The organism is Microterricola viridarii (assembly GCF_900104895.1).
In the GTDB taxonomy this organism is placed as follows: domain Bacteria; phylum Actinomycetota; class Actinomycetes; order Actinomycetales; family Microbacteriaceae; genus Microterricola; species Microterricola viridarii.
Genome location: NZ_LT629742.1, coordinates 2,569,079 through 2,583,485 on the forward strand (window position 1 = coordinate 2,569,079; position 14,407 = coordinate 2,583,485).

Annotated in this window: 13 protein-coding genes; 1 reads left to right on the forward strand and 12 read right to left on the reverse strand. The window is 69.6% G+C overall.

The window, feature by feature from the left end; genetic code table 11:
- Positions 1-10 precede the first annotated feature (10 nt).
- The 11 genes from BLT62_RS11780 to BLT62_RS11830 all read right to left on the reverse strand — a co-directional run bounded on the left by BLT62_RS11780 (position 11) and on the right by BLT62_RS11830 (position 12,566).
- Positions 11-1,117, reverse strand: coding sequence for a UDP-N-acetylglucosamine--N-acetylmuramyl-(pentapeptide) pyrophosphoryl-undecaprenol N-acetylglucosamine transferase (locus BLT62_RS11780; protein WP_083364231.1), 1,107 nt, complete (start codon positions 1,115-1,117; stop codon positions 11-13).
- Positions 1,118-1,126: 9 nt separating this feature from the next.
- Complete coding sequence (gene ftsW / locus BLT62_RS11785) at positions 1,127-2,407, reverse strand: putative lipid II flippase FtsW (RefSeq protein ID WP_083364232.1); 1,281 nt, start codon at positions 2,405-2,407, stop codon at positions 1,127-1,129.
- Positions 2,382-3,926 carry a UDP-N-acetylmuramoyl-L-alanine--D-glutamate ligase gene (murD, locus tag BLT62_RS11790; RefSeq protein WP_231919133.1) on the reverse strand — a complete coding sequence of 515 codons (1,545 nt, stop codon included), beginning with the start codon at positions 3,924-3,926 and terminating at the stop codon, positions 2,382-2,384. Before murD ends, ftsW begins: the two co-directional genes overlap by 26 nt.
- The gene (mraY, locus tag BLT62_RS11795) at positions 3,923-5,014 is read right to left on the reverse strand and encodes a phospho-N-acetylmuramoyl-pentapeptide-transferase (protein WP_083364234.1); all 1,092 of its coding nucleotides are present in this window, start codon (positions 5,012-5,014) and stop codon (positions 3,923-3,925) included. Before mraY ends, murD begins: the two co-directional genes overlap by 4 nt.
- Complete coding sequence (locus BLT62_RS11800) at positions 5,008-6,414, reverse strand: UDP-N-acetylmuramoyl-tripeptide--D-alanyl-D-alanine ligase (RefSeq protein ID WP_083364235.1); 1,407 nt, start codon at positions 6,412-6,414, stop codon at positions 5,008-5,010. The genes mraY and BLT62_RS11800 overlap by 7 nt, the downstream gene beginning before the upstream one ends.
- Positions 6,411-7,952, reverse strand: coding sequence for a Mur ligase family protein (locus tag BLT62_RS11805; RefSeq protein ID WP_083364236.1), 1,542 nt, complete (start codon positions 7,950-7,952; stop codon positions 6,411-6,413). The genes BLT62_RS11800 and BLT62_RS11805 overlap by 4 nt, the downstream gene beginning before the upstream one ends.
- Before the next feature lie 13 nt (positions 7,953-7,965).
- Positions 7,966-9,768: a peptidoglycan D,D-transpeptidase FtsI family protein gene (locus BLT62_RS11810; RefSeq protein ID WP_083364237.1), complete on the reverse strand. Its 1,803-nt coding sequence runs from the start codon at positions 9,766-9,768 to the stop codon at positions 7,966-7,968.
- Positions 9,769-9,816: 48 nt separating this feature from the next.
- Entirely contained in the window at positions 9,817-10,419 is a 603-nt protein-coding gene (locus BLT62_RS11815; RefSeq protein ID WP_083364238.1) for a hypothetical protein, read from the reverse strand.
- Positions 10,416-11,399 (reverse strand): 16S rRNA (cytosine(1402)-N(4))-methyltransferase RsmH, encoded by a 984-nt coding sequence (gene rsmH / locus BLT62_RS11820; protein WP_083364239.1) that lies wholly within the window; start codon positions 11,397-11,399, stop codon positions 10,416-10,418. The genes BLT62_RS11815 and rsmH overlap by 4 nt, the downstream gene beginning before the upstream one ends.
- A gap of 99 nt (positions 11,400-11,498) precedes the next feature.
- Positions 11,499-11,930, reverse strand: coding sequence for a division/cell wall cluster transcriptional repressor MraZ (gene mraZ / locus BLT62_RS11825; protein WP_083364240.1), 432 nt, complete (start codon positions 11,928-11,930; stop codon positions 11,499-11,501).
- Positions 11,931-12,188: 258 nt separating this feature from the next.
- The gene (locus BLT62_RS11830; protein WP_083364241.1) at positions 12,189-12,566 is read right to left on the reverse strand and encodes a DUF3040 domain-containing protein; all 378 of its coding nucleotides are present in this window, start codon (positions 12,564-12,566) and stop codon (positions 12,189-12,191) included.
- A gap of 77 nt (positions 12,567-12,643) precedes the next feature.
- On the opposite strand from BLT62_RS11830, the gene BLT62_RS11835 reads away from it, so the two are divergent.
- Positions 12,644-13,768, forward strand: coding sequence for a polyprenyl synthetase family protein (locus BLT62_RS11835; protein WP_083364242.1), 1,125 nt, complete (start codon positions 12,644-12,646; stop codon positions 13,766-13,768).
- A gap of 74 nt (positions 13,769-13,842) precedes the next feature.
- On the opposite strand, the gene BLT62_RS11840 is transcribed toward BLT62_RS11835, so the two are convergent.
- Positions 13,843-14,184, reverse strand: a complete 342-nt coding sequence (locus BLT62_RS11840) for an Rv2175c family DNA-binding protein (RefSeq protein ID WP_083364243.1) — start codon at positions 14,182-14,184, stop codon at positions 13,843-13,845.
- Positions 14,185-14,407 lie beyond the last annotated feature (223 nt).

Below are 14,407 nucleotides of genomic sequence, written 5' to 3' on the forward strand. Positions count from 1 at the left end.
AGCGCTAAGGTTACGCGGCGTCGGTGGGGTTTCCGTGCGAGGCGCGGTCGGCCAGCGCATCGTGCACCAGGGCGAGCATTCGGGCGGAGCCGTCGCGGGTGCCCACGGATGCCGCCCGCTCCCCCATCCGCTCGATCCCGGCGCGGTCGGCGAGCACCGGCAGCAGCGTGGCCTCCACCCAGCCCGGCAGGAACTCGGCGTCGTCCACCAGCAGCGCGCCGCCGGCGGCGACGTCGGCGGCCGCGTTGAAGCGCTGCTCGCCGTTGCCGACCGGGTAGGGCACGAACACGGCGGGGAGGCCGAGGGCGGCCAGCTCGCTGACGGTGGCTGACCCGGCCCGCGAGACGGCGAAGTCGGCGGCGGCCAGGGCGAGGTCCATCCGGTCGCAGTAGGCGAGCAGCGTGTAGCCGTCGATTCCGGGGTTCTCGATCTCGGCCTTGTCGCCCGTGATGTGCAGGATCTGCCAGCCGGCGGCCGTGATCGCGGCCGCGCTCTCGTGCACGGTGGCGTTGATCCGGCGGGCGCCGAGCGAGCCGCCGGTGACCAGCAGCACCGGGCGGTCGGCGTCCAGGCCGAAGAAGGCCAGCGCCTCGCTGCGGCGCGCCGCGCGGTCGAGGTGCTCAATCTCGGGGCGCAGCGGCATCCCGACGAAGCGGGCATGGCGGATGGGGGTGTCCGGGAAGGCGACCCCGACGAAGCGGGTCGAGCGGGCGCCGAGCTTGTTGGCCAGGCCCGGCTTGGCGTTGGCCTCGTGGATCGCGAAGGGGATGCCGGCACGGCCGGCCGCCAGGTAGGCGGGCGTGGAGACGTAGCCGCCGAAGCCGACGACCACGTCGATGCCGCGTTCGGCGATGAGGGCCTGCACCCGGCGCACGGTCTGCCGCAGCCGCTGCGGGAAGCGCAGCGCCTGCATGCTGGGCCGGCGCGGGAACGGCAGCTTGGGGATGACGACGAGCTCATAGCCGCGGGCGGGCACGAGACGCGCCTCCAGGCCCTCTGCGGTGCCGAGCACGAGGATTTCGGCGTCGGGCTCTGAGGCGCGGATGGTGTCCGCGACGGCGAGCAGGGGGTTGACATGGCCGGCGGTACCCCCACCGGCCAGAAGATAGCGGGTCACGCAGTGTCCTTAATTCGCGGGGGTTTTCGTTCGGGTCCGGATGACGCGGCGGATTCCCTGCCGGGCGGGAAGGCCGAGCGCCTCGCGCTCCTCCGGGGTGTGCCTGGCGAAGGAGAGCACGATGCCGATGGCGAGCAGTGTGGTCACCAGCGCCGTGCCACCGGCGGAGATGAGCGGGAGCGGCACCCCGAAGACGGGGAAGACGCCGAGCACGATGCCGATGTTCATGAAGGCCTGCCCGATGATCCAGAACATGGCGGTGGCGGTGGCGACGCGCACGAAGGTGTCGGTGCTCGAGTTCATGATCTTGACGAAGGTGAACGCGAGCACGACGAAGAGCACCAGCACGACGATCGCGCCGAGCAGGCCGAGCTCCTCGCCGATGATGGCGAAGATGTAGTCGTTGTGGGCGGCGGGCAACCACGACCACTTGGCCTTGGAGTTGCCGAGGCCGGCGCCGAGGATGCCGCCGTTGGCGAGGGCGTAGTCGCCGTGGATGGTCTGCCAGCACTCGTTGAGCTGCTTCTCCGGGTCGTCGCAGCTGCCGTCGGCGAACATCATGATGCGCGACAGGCGGTTCTGGCTGCTGACGGCGACGATGAGGAACAGCACGGCACCGGCGCCGGCCAGCGCGCCGAGCATGCGCAGCCGCACGCCGGCGAAGAACAGCCCGCCGAACAGCATGGCCGCCATCACCATCACGGTTCCGAGGTCGTTGCCGAGCAGGACGAGGCCGATCGCGGCGCCGCTGGTGAGCAGCACGGGCAGCAGCCCCGTCTTCCAGTCGTCGAGGAATTCCTCCTTGCGGCTGACGATCTGCGCGATCCAGAGCACGAGCGCCAGCTTGATCATCTCGGAGGGCTGGAACTGCACCCCGAACAGGTTGATCCAGTTGGTGTTGCCTCCCGTGCCAACACCGAGGCCGGTGAACACGACGAGCGCCTGCAGGATGCTCGCCCCGATCAGGGCGAACGGGGCCAGCCACTTCCAGACCGAGATCGGGAAGCGGCTGACGACGAGCATCAGGGGCACGCCGATGAGGGCGAAGCCGGCTTGCCGGAAGAAGCCGGCGAAGAAGCCGTCATCCTCGAGGTACGACTCCACCGAGGAGGAGGAGAGCACCATCATCAGGCCGAAGCCGACGAGGAACAGCGTGGTGCCGAGCAGAACGTAGAAGTTGGTGCCCTCTGCGCGGAGTCGGCGCCCGAGGGAGATGCGGGCCGAGGCGACGCGAGGGGTCTCCTCCTCGCTCGCCCGGGGCCTGCTAGTGGCCCGAGGCGGATTGCTCATCCGCCCCACCTCCCAGAAATTCTCGTACCGCGCCGGCAAACAGTGTGCCGCGCTCCGCATAGTCGGCGAACTGGTCCATGGATGCGGCCGCCGGCGCCAGCAGCACCGCGTCACCGGGGGCTGCGACGCTCGCGGCGAACCGCACCGCGTTCGGCATGACCTCTCCAGTGTCGGTCGAGTCCACCTCGAACACCGGCAGCTCCGGCGCGTGTCGCGCGAATGCCTCGCGCAGTGCGCTCCGGTCGACTCCGATGATCACGGCCGCGCGCAGCCGCTGCACCTGGCTCCGGACGAGGTCGTCGATGTCGACCCCCTTGAGCAGGCCGCCGACGACCCACACCACCGACTCGTTCGACTGGAGGGAGGCGAGCGCGGCGTGCGGGTTGGTCGCCTTGGAGTCGTCGATCCAGCGCACGCCGTCGGAGACGGCGACGAGCTGGATCCGGTGTGCGTCCAGCTGGAAGTGGCCGAGCGCCCGGTGGATCGCGTCCACACCGACGCCGGCCGCCCGTGCCAGGGCGCTGGCGGCGAGGATGTTGGCGACGATGTGCGGCGAGTCCAGGCCCCGCTCGGCGAGCTCGGCCAGCGTGCTCAGCTCGATGGCGCTGTGGTGGCGGTCGTCGAGGAACGCGCGGTCGCAGAGGATGCCGTCGACGATGCCGAAGTCGCTCGGGCCCGGCGCGCCGAGGTCGAAGCCGATGGCGCGGGCGCCGTCGGCGACATCCGCCTCTCTGACCATCGCCTCGGTGACCGGGTCGGCCTTGTTGTAGACGCAGGCGACGAGCGTGTTGGCGTAGACGGTGGCCTTCGCCTCGCGGTAGGCCTCGCCGCTGCCGTGCCAGTCGAGGTGGTCGTCGGCGATGTTCAGGCAGACGCTGGCGAGCGGCTCGAGCGACCCGACGCCCTCCCGGCGCACGTGGTGCAGCTGGTAGCTGGAGAGCTCCACGACGAGGGCGTCCCAGCCCTGCGGGTCGCGGATGGCGTCGAGCACCGGCACGCCGATGTTGCCGCAGGGGGCGACGCGCAGGCCGCCCTCGGCCAGGAAGGTGGCGGTCAGCTGGGTGGTGGTGGTCTTGCCGTTCGTGCCGGTGACCAGGATCCACGGGGCCGGGGCCCCTGACGCGGTCGGCACCTTGTCGCGCAGCCGCCAGGCCAGCTCGATGTCGCCCCAGACGGCGATTCCGCGCTTGGCCGCCCACTCCAGCACGACGTGGTCGGGGTGGAAGCCGGGCGAGGCGATGAGCAGGTCCGGGGCGAACTCGGTGAGGCCGTCCGGCACGGTGTCGAGCTCGCCCTGCAGCAGCCGGGCGCCGATCACCTCGACCAGGCGCGCCCGGTCGTCCGCGGCGGCCGAGGCGAGGACGAGCACGTCGGCGCCGAGCTCGGTGAGGGTGTCTGCGGCGGCGAAGCCGGTGACGCCGAGGCCGAGGACGGCGACGCGGAGGCCGCGCCAGTCGGCGTTCCAGCTCTGCAGGCTGTCCAGTCGGTCGGAGACGGAGTCGAAGTCAGGTGCACTCACGCGCGGGAGATCCATTCGAGGTAGAAGGTGCCGACACCGGCCGCGACGAGCAGGCCGCCGATGATCCAGAACCGCACGACGACGGTGACCTCCGCCCAGCCCTTGAGCTCGAAGTGGTGGTGGATCGGGCTCATCAGGAAGATGCGCTTGCCGCGGGTGACCTTGAAGTACGCCCGCTGCACGATGACGGAGCCGGCCTCGATGACGAACAGCCCGCCGATCAGGATCAGCAGCAGTTCGGTGTGGCTGAGGATGGCGAAGGCGGCCAGCGCGCCGCCGAGGGCGAGAGAGCCGGTGTCGCCCATGAAGATTTGGGCCGGCGAGGTGTTCCACCAGAGGAAGCCGATCAGGGCGCCGGTGATGGCCGCGGCGACGATGGCGAGGTCGAGCGGGTCGCGCACGTCGTAGCAGCGCAGCGGGTCGGTGCTGCCGCCGCCGAAGCAGCTCTGGTTGAACTGCCAGAAGCCGATGACGACGAAGGAGCCGATGGAGAGGATGGACGCGCCGGTGGCCAGCCCGTCGAGGCCGTCGGTGACGTTGACGCCGTTCGAGGTGGCCGCGACGATCAGGCAGATCCAGATGATGAACACGCCGAGCCCGATGATCGGGCCGAGCGTCAGGAAGTCGATCGGCAGGTCTCGGATGAACGACACGTGGGTGGAGGCCGGCGTGATGCCCTGCGCGTTCGGGAACTGCAGGGCGAGCACGGCGAAGGTGCCGGCGACGATCACCTGGCCGGTGACCTTCGCCCAGCCGCCGAGGCCGAGGCTCTGCTGCTTGCGGGTCTTCAGGAAGTCGTCGATGAAGCCGACGAGGCCGAGGCCGACCATCATGAGCAGCACGAGCAGGCCCGACGTGGTCGGCGGATCGCCGCTCACCCAGGTGGCGATGAAGTATCCGAGCAGCACGGCCAGGATGACGACAATGCCGCCCATCGTCGCGGTGCCGCGCTTGGAGTGGTGCGCCTGCGGGCCGTCGTCGCGGATGAACTGTCCCCACTGCAGCTTGTGGAACAGCTTGATGAAGACCGGGGTGAGGAACAGGGTGAACGCGAGCGACAGGGCGCCGGCGGTGAGCAGGGCTACCACGAGAACAATTCTCCCAGCTGATCGCCGAGAAAACGCAGACCGGCCGAATTCGATGACTTCACCAGCACGAGATCGCCCGGCTGGATCATTTTTTTGAGCAGCTCGAAAGCCTCGTCGACGTCGTCGACGATGTGCGATTCGCCGTCGAAGGAGCCCTGGTTGATGGTGCTGATGTGCATGCGGCGGGCGTTCTGGCCGACGACCAGCAGCTGGGAGATGTTCAGCCGGACGGCGAGCAGACCGATGCGGTCGTGCTCCTCGCCGGAGAACTCGCCCAGCTCGCTCATCTCGCCGAGGACGGCGATGGTGCGCTGCCCCGGCGTGCGGATCTGGGCGAGCGTCTTGAGCGCGGCGGCCATCGAGTCGGGGCTGGCGTTGTAGGCGTCGTTGATGATCGTCACGCCGTCGCGGCCGCCGAGCACCTGCATGCGCCAGCGCTCGGCCAGCTCGACGCTCTCCAGCGCGGAGACGATGCCGTCGATGTCGACGCCGAGCGACTCGGCGACGGCGGCGGCGGCCAGGGCGTTCATCACGTGGTGCTCGCCGAGCACGCGGAAGCGCACTGGCCGGCTCTCGCCGGACGCGAGCGTGAGCGTGAAGCTGGTGCCGGTGGCATCCGCGTGCACGTCGGCGGCGCGCACGGCGGCGTTCGGTCCGAGGCCGAACCAGACGATGGATGCCGCGGTCGCGGCCGCCATGCCGGCGACGCGGTGGTCGTCGGCGTTCAGCACGGCGACGTCGGCGGCGGTCAGCTCGCTGACCATCTCGGTCTTGGCGGTGACGGTCGCCTCGATGCCGCCGAACTCGCCGGCGTGGGCGAGGCCGACGCTCAGCACGACGCCGATGTCCGGCTTGGCCATGGCGACCAGCTTGGCGATCTCGCCGATGCCGCTCGCGCCCATCTCGGCGACGAGGAACTCGGTGTCCTCTGTCAGCTCGAGCATGGTCAGCGGGGCGCCGACCTCGTTGTTGAACGAGGCGCGCGGGGCGATGGTCTGGCCGACTTCCTGCAGGATGGTGCGCAGCAGGTTCTTCGTCGTGGTCTTGCCGTTGCTGCCGGTGACGCCGACGATCTTCAGCCTGCCGAGCGCGCGCACCCGGGCGACGACCTCGGTGGCAAAGGCGCCGAGGGCGATGACGACGTCGTCGACGAGGAGCTGCGGCACGTCGAGGTCGAGCTCGTGGTCGACGATGAGCAGCGCGGCGCCCGCCTCGACGGCGGTCGGGGCGTACAGGTGGCCGTCGGTGAACTCCCCCGGCTTGCAGACGAAGACGTCACCGGGCCGCACGTCGCGGGAGTCGGTGTGGGTGAGGCCGGTGATCACGGTTCCGGGCTCCGGCGCGCGCAGCAGCTGCGCGCCCGTGGCCTCGGCGATCTCGGCGATGGTCATGGCGATCACTGCAGCCACCCGGCCTCTCGGAGCGCCAGTCTGGCATCGTCTCTGGCAGAGTAGGGCAGCTTCACGCCGGCAACCTCCTGGTAGTCCTCGTGGCCCGGGCCGGCGTAGAGCACGGCGTCGCCGTCGCCGGCGAGGGCGAGGGCGGCGCGGAATGCCGCGCGGGGGTCAGCGATCTCGTAGAGCTCGGCGTCCGGCACCGCGGCCCGCGCGCCGTCGAGGAGGGCCTGGCGGATGCTGGCCGGGTCCTCGAAGCGCGGGTGGAAGTCGGTGATGACGACGGCGTCGGCGCCGCGGGCGGCGATGGCGCCCATGTCGGCGCGCTTGGTGGTGTCGCGGTCGCCGTCGGCGCCGAAGACCATGATGACGCGACCCTCGGTGGTGCGCCGGATCGCCTCGAGCGTGTTCAGGAACGCGTCCGGCGTGTGCCCGTAGTCGATGTAGACGGTGGGGCCGTGCTCGCCGGAGACCCGCTCCGTGCGGCCGGGGATGTACACGTCGATGCCGCCGTCGCGGTCCAGCGCGTGCGCGATGGCGTCCAGGTCGAACCCGGACTCGACGAGCATCACGATGGCCAGTGCCGCGTTGGCGGCCATGAACCAGCCGAGCAGCGGCAGGGTGGTCTCCAGCCTGCGCCCCTCCGGCCCCTCGAGGGCGAAGCGGGTGAAGGTGGCGTGCTCCTCGAGCACGCTCATGCGCCACTCGGCGGTGCCGCCCGGCAGCGTGCTGAGCGTGGTGACGGGGATCCGGGAGGACTGGGCGAGGCGCGTGCCCCACTCGGAGTCGACGGTGACGACGCCGCGCCGGCTCCGGTCGGGTTGGAACAGCTCGAGCTTGGCCTGGAAGTAGTTCTCCAGGTCGGAGTAGTCGTCGAGGTGGTCATGGCTCAGGTTGGTGAAGCCGGCGATGTCGAAGACGAGGCCGTCGACCCGGTGCCGGCTGAGCGCCTGCGCGGAGACCTCGACGCCGACGGCGCGCACCTCGGCCTCGCGCATGCGGGCGAGCAGGGCGTGCAGCTCGCTCGCCTCCGGCGTGGTCAGGTTGCTGGTGACCGCGAGCTCGCCGATGCGGCGCTCTGCGGTGGAGGTGAGGCCGGCCACGACGCCGAGCTGGCTGAGGATCGCGTAGAGCACGTAGACGACGCTGGTCTTGCCGTTCGTGCCGGTGACGGCGAACAGGGTCGCCGGGTTGTCTGCCGTGCGGTAGATCCAGGCGGCGACGTCGCCGAGCGCCGCGCGGGCGTCGGGGGTGACGAGCACGGGCAGGCCGGCCTCGGCGGCCAGGGCCGCGCCGGCCTCGTCGGTCAGCACGGCGACGGCGCCGGAGCGCGCGGCATCCGCTGCATAGCTCGCGCCATGGGCGTTCCGCCCGGGAACGCCGACATAAAGATCTCCTGGCTGCACCGTCGTCGTGCTCAGGCTGATGCCACTGAGCTCGACTCCGTCGATGTCGCCCCGCACGTCAAGGTCGAAGGTATCGACCAATCCGGACAGGGATCGTGAAACGGGGTGCTGCGGGCGGAGCGCCGTGGGTCCGGTCACTTGGCCCTCTTTCTCACCAGTTTGCTGGCAGTTCGGGCGCCGGAGCGCCGGATGGAACGACCCGGTACTTCTTCAGCACCTGGCTCATGACGTCTCGGAAGACTGGGGCAGGCGCGGCAGAGGTATTCATGTTTACCGGGCGAGCCAAGCTTACCGAAACCACGTACTGCGGATCGTCGGCCGGGGCGAAACCGGTGACGGAGACGATGTAGTCCTTGGAGTACTTGCCGGTGCCGTCAGACATCTGCGCGGTGCCTGTCTTGGCGGCAACGCGGTAGCCGGGCACGTTCCACTGGCTGGCCAGCCAGCCCTGCGTGTGCACCATTTCGAGCATGTCGGATGTCGCGCGCGCCGCGGACGGCGAGATGACCTGCACGCCCTCGGTGCCGGGCTGCCCCGTGACGGTCCCGTCGGGCTGGGTGCAGCCGGAGACCAGCTGCACCGGGAGCCGAACGCCGTTGTTGGCGATGGTCTGGTAGATGCTGGCGTTCTGCACGGCAGTCGTCGTCATGCCCTGGCCGAACATCGTCGCGTAGCGGGTCTGGTTGTCCCAGCTCTCCGGCCCGTCGCCGTTCAGGTCGCCCGGGTCCTCGGACGGGAAGTCGACCTCGGTCTCGGTGCCCAGGCCGAACTTCTGCATGTAGGCGTAGCGGGACTCGTCGCTGATCCGCTCGCCGAACTGCGACATGCCCGTGTTCGAGGAGTCGATGAGCACGCCGGTCAGGGTGAGGTGGTCGTCGCCGTGGAAGCTGGAGTCGTTGACGTCGGCGCCGTTCGGGAAGATCATCCGGTAGGGCGCGACGACCTGCGAGTTCGGCTCGGCCTGGCCGGCGTCGATGACGATGGCCGCGGTCAGCGCCTTGAAGGTCGAGCCCGGCTCGTAGGACGCCGCGAAGGCGCGCGAGCCGCGGTCCTCTGCGGCGGTGCCGTCGACGTTATTCGGGTCGACGGAGGGGTAGTCGGCGACGGCGAGGAGCTTGCCGGTCTTGACCTCCTCCACGACGACGGAGCCCCACGCCGCCCCGGTGAGCTGCGCCTGCTCGGCGAGCGTCTGCAGCGCGTACCACTGCAGGTCGGCGTCGATGGTGGTGTGCAGGGTTCCGCCGGGCTTGGCCTCGCGGACGGTGCGTGTGGTGTCCGGCAGGCGCACGTTGTCGGCCCCGGTCTCGTACGCCTCCAGGCCGTCGACGCCGGCCAGGCAGCTGTCCTGGCCGAGCTCGAGCCCGGCCTGAGCGCCGCCGTCGGCGCCGACGAAGCCGACCAGGTTGCCGGCCACGGAGCCGTTCGGGTAGCTGCGGGCGGGGATGGACCGCGCGTACTGCCAGGCGATGTCGAGGTCGTCGACGGCCCGCCAGACCTCCGTGTCGACCGACTTGGCGACGTAGGCGTGGTCGGAGTCGGGGTTCTCGGCCAAGGCCGCGTCGATGACGCCGAGGATCTCGGCGCCGCTCTTGCCGAGCGCCGCGCCGAGCCGCTCCGTCTCGGCCGTGAGGACGGCGCGGGATTTCGCCGCCAGCTCGGGGTCGCTCTCCCGGATCCCCTCCTTGGAGGCCGCGACGGCCTGCTTGGGCGAGATCTCGATGTCGAAGCGTTGGACGCTGCCGGCCAGCACCGTGCCGTTGGCGTCGACGATGTCGCCGCGGGCGCCGGGGATGCGGGTCGAGCTGGAGCGGTTGTCGAGTGCGGCGGCGTTCAGCTCATCGGCGCGCACGACCTGGATCTCGACGAGGCGCACGACGAAGATGGCGAGCAGCGCGAACAGCAGCAGCGAGGCCGAGAAGATCCGGGCCCTGTTCGACCGGGTGTTGCGCGCCACTATGGGGTTCTCCCTCTGTCTGCCTGGCCGATGGGTGAGTCGGTCGGGCTAGTGGGTGGCCGGTGCGGGGATGCCATTCTGCAACGGTAACTCGGCCGGTGCCTGCGGGGCGGCAGGCGGGGTCGGCGTGGCTGACTTTGCCTCACTTTCGGCGGGCGGGGCCTGCTCGGTGACCAGCGGCACACCGGCCAGCAGCGCGTTCGGCACCAGGCTGGACGCACCGGACGCGCCGACGCCCTGCTCGCCGAACGGCTGGCCGAGCACGGCACCGTCGGAGAGGCGGAGGTAGGCGGGGTTGGCGTTGGTGACCATGCCGAGCGCCTGCGCGTTGGCGGCGAGGAACTGGGGCGACTTCAGGCGGTCGAGGTCCTCTGTGATCGCCTGTGCGTCGCGGGTCGCCTCCTTCTGCTGGGTCTGCAGCGCGGCGATCTCGTAGGCGCCCTGCGAGGTGACGACGCTCAGCACCAGCTGGGCGGCGATGATCGCGATGATGCCGAGCACGGCGGTGATGCCGTAGGCCAGCTTCGGCCTGGCCTTGCGCTGCTCGCGCGATGGAACGATCTCGATGTGCGGCCGGGGCGCCTCGGTGGCGCGCTGGGGTGCGGCCGGGTGCGAGGGCCGGGCGTAGTTCCTGGCCAGGTTGTCGCTCATTCGCCGCTCCCCCGCTTCGTGCCGGTCGCTGCCGGCTTCCAGAGCCGCTCGGCCGCGCGCAGGCGCACCGGCGTGGCCCGCGGGTTCAGCGCCCGCTCCTCGTCGCTGGCCAGCTCTGCGCCGCGCACGAGCAGCTTGAACTGCGGCCTGTGCTCCGGCAGCTCGATCGGCAGGCCGGCCGGGGCCGTCGAGGCGGATGCGGCGGCGAAGGCGCGCTTGACCAGCCGGTCTTCGAGCGACTGGTAGGACATGACTGCGATGCGTCCGCCGACGGCGACGGCGTCGAGCGCGGCCGGGATGGCCCGCTCGAGCACCGACAGCTCCTGGTTGACCTCGATGCGGAGCGCCTGGAACACCCGCTTGGCGGGGTGGCCGGCGTTCTTCAGCGCACCGGGGGTGGCGTCCTGCAGGATGTCGACGAGCCGGCCGGAGCGCGTGATCGGCTCGATCTCGCGGGCGGCGATGATGGCCCTGGCGTAGCGGGCGCTGAGCTTCTCCTCGCCGTAGTGCTCGAAGATGCGCCGCAGGTCACCCTCGCGGTACTCGGCGAGGATCGTCTCGGCCGTCAGCGGCGAGGTGGCGTCCATGCGCATGTCGAGGGGGGCATCCTGCGAGTAGGAGAAGCCGCGCTCGACCCGGTCCAGCTGCAGCGAGGACACGCCGAGGTCGAACAGGATGCCGTCGACCTCGCTGAAGCCCTGCGAGGCGATCGCGGCGGTGATGCCGTCGTAGACGGTGTGCACGAAGCGGGCGCGGTCGCCGAACGGCGCGAGCCGCTCCTTGGCGATGGCCAGCGCGTCGAGGTCGCGGTCGAGCCCGATGAGGGTGAGCTCGGGGAACCGGGTGAGGAACGCCTCTGCGTGGCCGGCCATGCCGAGCGTCGCGTCGACGAGGACGGCGCCGGGCTTGTCGATGGCCGGGGCGAGGAGCTCGACGCAGCGTTCGAGCAGGACGGGGGTGTGGATGTCGTTGAGTGCCATGGTTTCCAGGGAGGGCTCCTGATTCCTGATCCCCATCCGCTCGACCTGCCACCGGGGAAGTGTGGCAGGGCGAATCGGCTGGGAGTCAGGTGTCAGGAACTAGAACAGTCCCGGAATCACCTCCTCTTCTGTGTTCGCGAATGCGGCTTCTTGTTCGTTCAGGTAGTTGTCCCAGGTGGCGCTGTTCCAGATCTCGAGTCGGCTGCCGACTCCGATCACGGTGAGGTCGCGCTCCAGTGAGGCGTAGTTGCGGAGAGTGGCGGGGATCGTCACGCGGTGCTGCTTGTCCGGCGTCTCGGCGCTCGCCCCCGAGAGGAACACTCGTTGGTAGTCGCGGGCCTGCTTGCTCGAGACGGGGGCCTGGCGGATCTTCTCGTGCAGGTTCTCGAACTCGCGTGCACTGAAGACGTAGAGGCAGTGCTCCTGCCCGCGGGTCACGACGACGCCGCTGGCGAGTTCCTCGCGGAACTTCGCGGGCAAGATCAGGCGGCCCTTGTCGTCGAGCTTGGGCTCGTAGCTTCCAAGGAACATGCCATCACCCCCCGCAATTCAGGCCAAGGTCCGAGTTCACTCCACTTTACTCCACTTACCACCCCAAAACAACGATCCTGGCAAGAATCACGTGGAAGGCGCGGCAAGAATCCGCAGAATCCTGCGGATGTTGAACGTGGAGTGAAATGGAGGGATTTTGACACTTGCGGCTCCTGCGGGAGCTTTGGGTACAAAAAAGGGGCCGATCCATGTGGATCGGCCCCGAATTCGAAGCGGTGGTGCAGCGCGGGTGGAGGGCTACTCCTGCCCGTCCTGGCGACGGTCCCAGCGGTTGTTCATCTTGTCCATGAAGCCGGTGTCGGCGCGGGAGGGGTGGGCCTTGCCCCGGGCACTGGCCGGGGGTTCGACAGGGATCGATCTCGAGGGCTTGATCGCCAGCAGCACGCCGCCGAACATGACCACAAAGCCGATGATTCCGATCACGAGCTGGTGCAGCATGACGCCGGCGAGAAGCCCGCCGATGCCGGCCACGGTGATCAGCACGCCGAGTGCGATGGAGCGGTAGCTGGGGCGTCCTCTGGACGCTCCAACGGTCGCGACGAAATCGGCGTCATTGCGATAGAGGCTTCGCTCCATCTCCTCCAGGAGCCTTTGCTCCTGCTCAGAAAGTGGCATCTCATTCCCTTCAGTCTCGGGATCGTGTCGAGATATCAGCATCATTCTATCGCCGCTTCGATGGCTAGGCTAGGCGCGTGGCAGAAAGCACCCGACTGGTCGACCTTGTCGATTCACGCATCTCAGAATTCCTCGCTGACCGTGCTCCCATTGTGCGCGCGATCAGCCCCGAGCTGAACCCATTCGTGGAGTTCTCTCGGCAGTTTCTCAGCGGTGGTAAGCGCTTTCGTGCGCTCTTCTGCTACTGGGGTTTCGAGTCGGTCACCGGCTCGGATTCCGGCTTCGATCCGTTCGCCGATGACGAGGAGCCGGCGCGCGACCTGCGGGCGATCGTCGCCGTCGCGGCCGCGCTGGAGATCTTCCACGCCGCGGCCCTCGTGCACGATGACATCATCGACAACTCCGACACCCGGCGCGGCTCGGCATCCGCCCACCGGCTCTTCGAGGCGCTGCACGCCGACTCCGAGTGGGCGGGCAATCCCGCCGACTTCGGTCGCGCCGCCGCGATCCTGCTCGGCGACCTGCTGCTCGGCTGGAGCGACGAGCTGCTCGACGAAGGCCTGGAGCTGCTCGACGACAGGGCTGCCGCCCGCGCCACCCGCGCGGCCTTCAACCACATGCGCACCGAGGTGACGGCGGGGCAATACCTCGACGTGCTCGAGGAGAGCGCGTGGCTCCGGCGCCCGGACGACGAGCTGCGCGAGCGTGCGGAGCGCGTGATCGTCTACAAGTCGGCGAAGTACAGCGTGCAGGCTCCCCTGCTGATCGGCGCGACCCTCGCCGGCGGCACGCCGGCGCAGCTGGCCGCGCTGCGCGACTTCGGCCTGCCGCTCGGCGTGGCCTACCAGCTGCGCGACGACCTGCTCGGGGTGTTCGGCGACGCCGCCGTCACGGGCAAGCCCAGCGGCGACGACCTGCGCGAGGGCAAGCGCACCGTCTTGGTGGCCATCGCCAGGGGCCTCATGCCGCAGGGAGCCAGGCGCGCCATCGACGAGCTGCTCGGCGACGCCGAGCTCGACGAGACGCAGGTGCGGATGCTGCAGAACACGATCATCGACTGCGGCGCCGTCGACGAGGTGGAGGCGCTGATCTCGCGCAACGTGCGCACCGCGATCGCCGCGATCGGCCCGTCCCCGCTCAGCCGGCGCGCGATCGCGCAGCTCAGCGAGCTGGCCGAGACCGTCACGAAGCGCTCGGCGTAGCAGCCGGCGCACCAGCTGTCGTTGGCTGAGCCTGTCGAGACCGCAGTTTCGACAGGCTCAGCCAGCGAGAGGGTTTAGGAGAGCGCTTGCGCCACGCGGCGCACCTCGGCCTTGCGGCCGGCGCGCAGCGCGTCGATCGGGGCGGCCTGCAGGCTCTCCTCGACGCTGAGCAGCCACTCCATGGCCTCATCGTCGCTGAAGCCGTCGTCCGCCAGCACGAACAGCGTGCCGCGCAGGGCGGTGAGGGGCTCGGACTCGTCCAGGAAGTCGGCGGGCACTTTGAGCACGCCGTCGAGGCGCACTGCGAGCAGGTGCTTGTCCTCAATGAGTCGGCGCACACGGCTCTGGCCAACGCCGAGAAGGTCAACAAGGTCGGGGATAGTTAGCCACTGTCGGCCTGAGAACACATCGGTCACGTTCTAAGAGTGCCACGTCGAGGCCCCGCTGCAAACCAGCGCGCCGCAGCCGGATTGGGCGAACAGTCGAATCTTGGTCACTTTTGCCGCATCAAGCACTTTTGTCACTTACGTAACATCAGCCACACAAAATCACTTCAGACACTCTGGCCACAGTGATTGACTCTCGATCACTTCTCTGCCACGGTGGAGGGGTCAATTGGACGGGGACCAGGGCATGAGA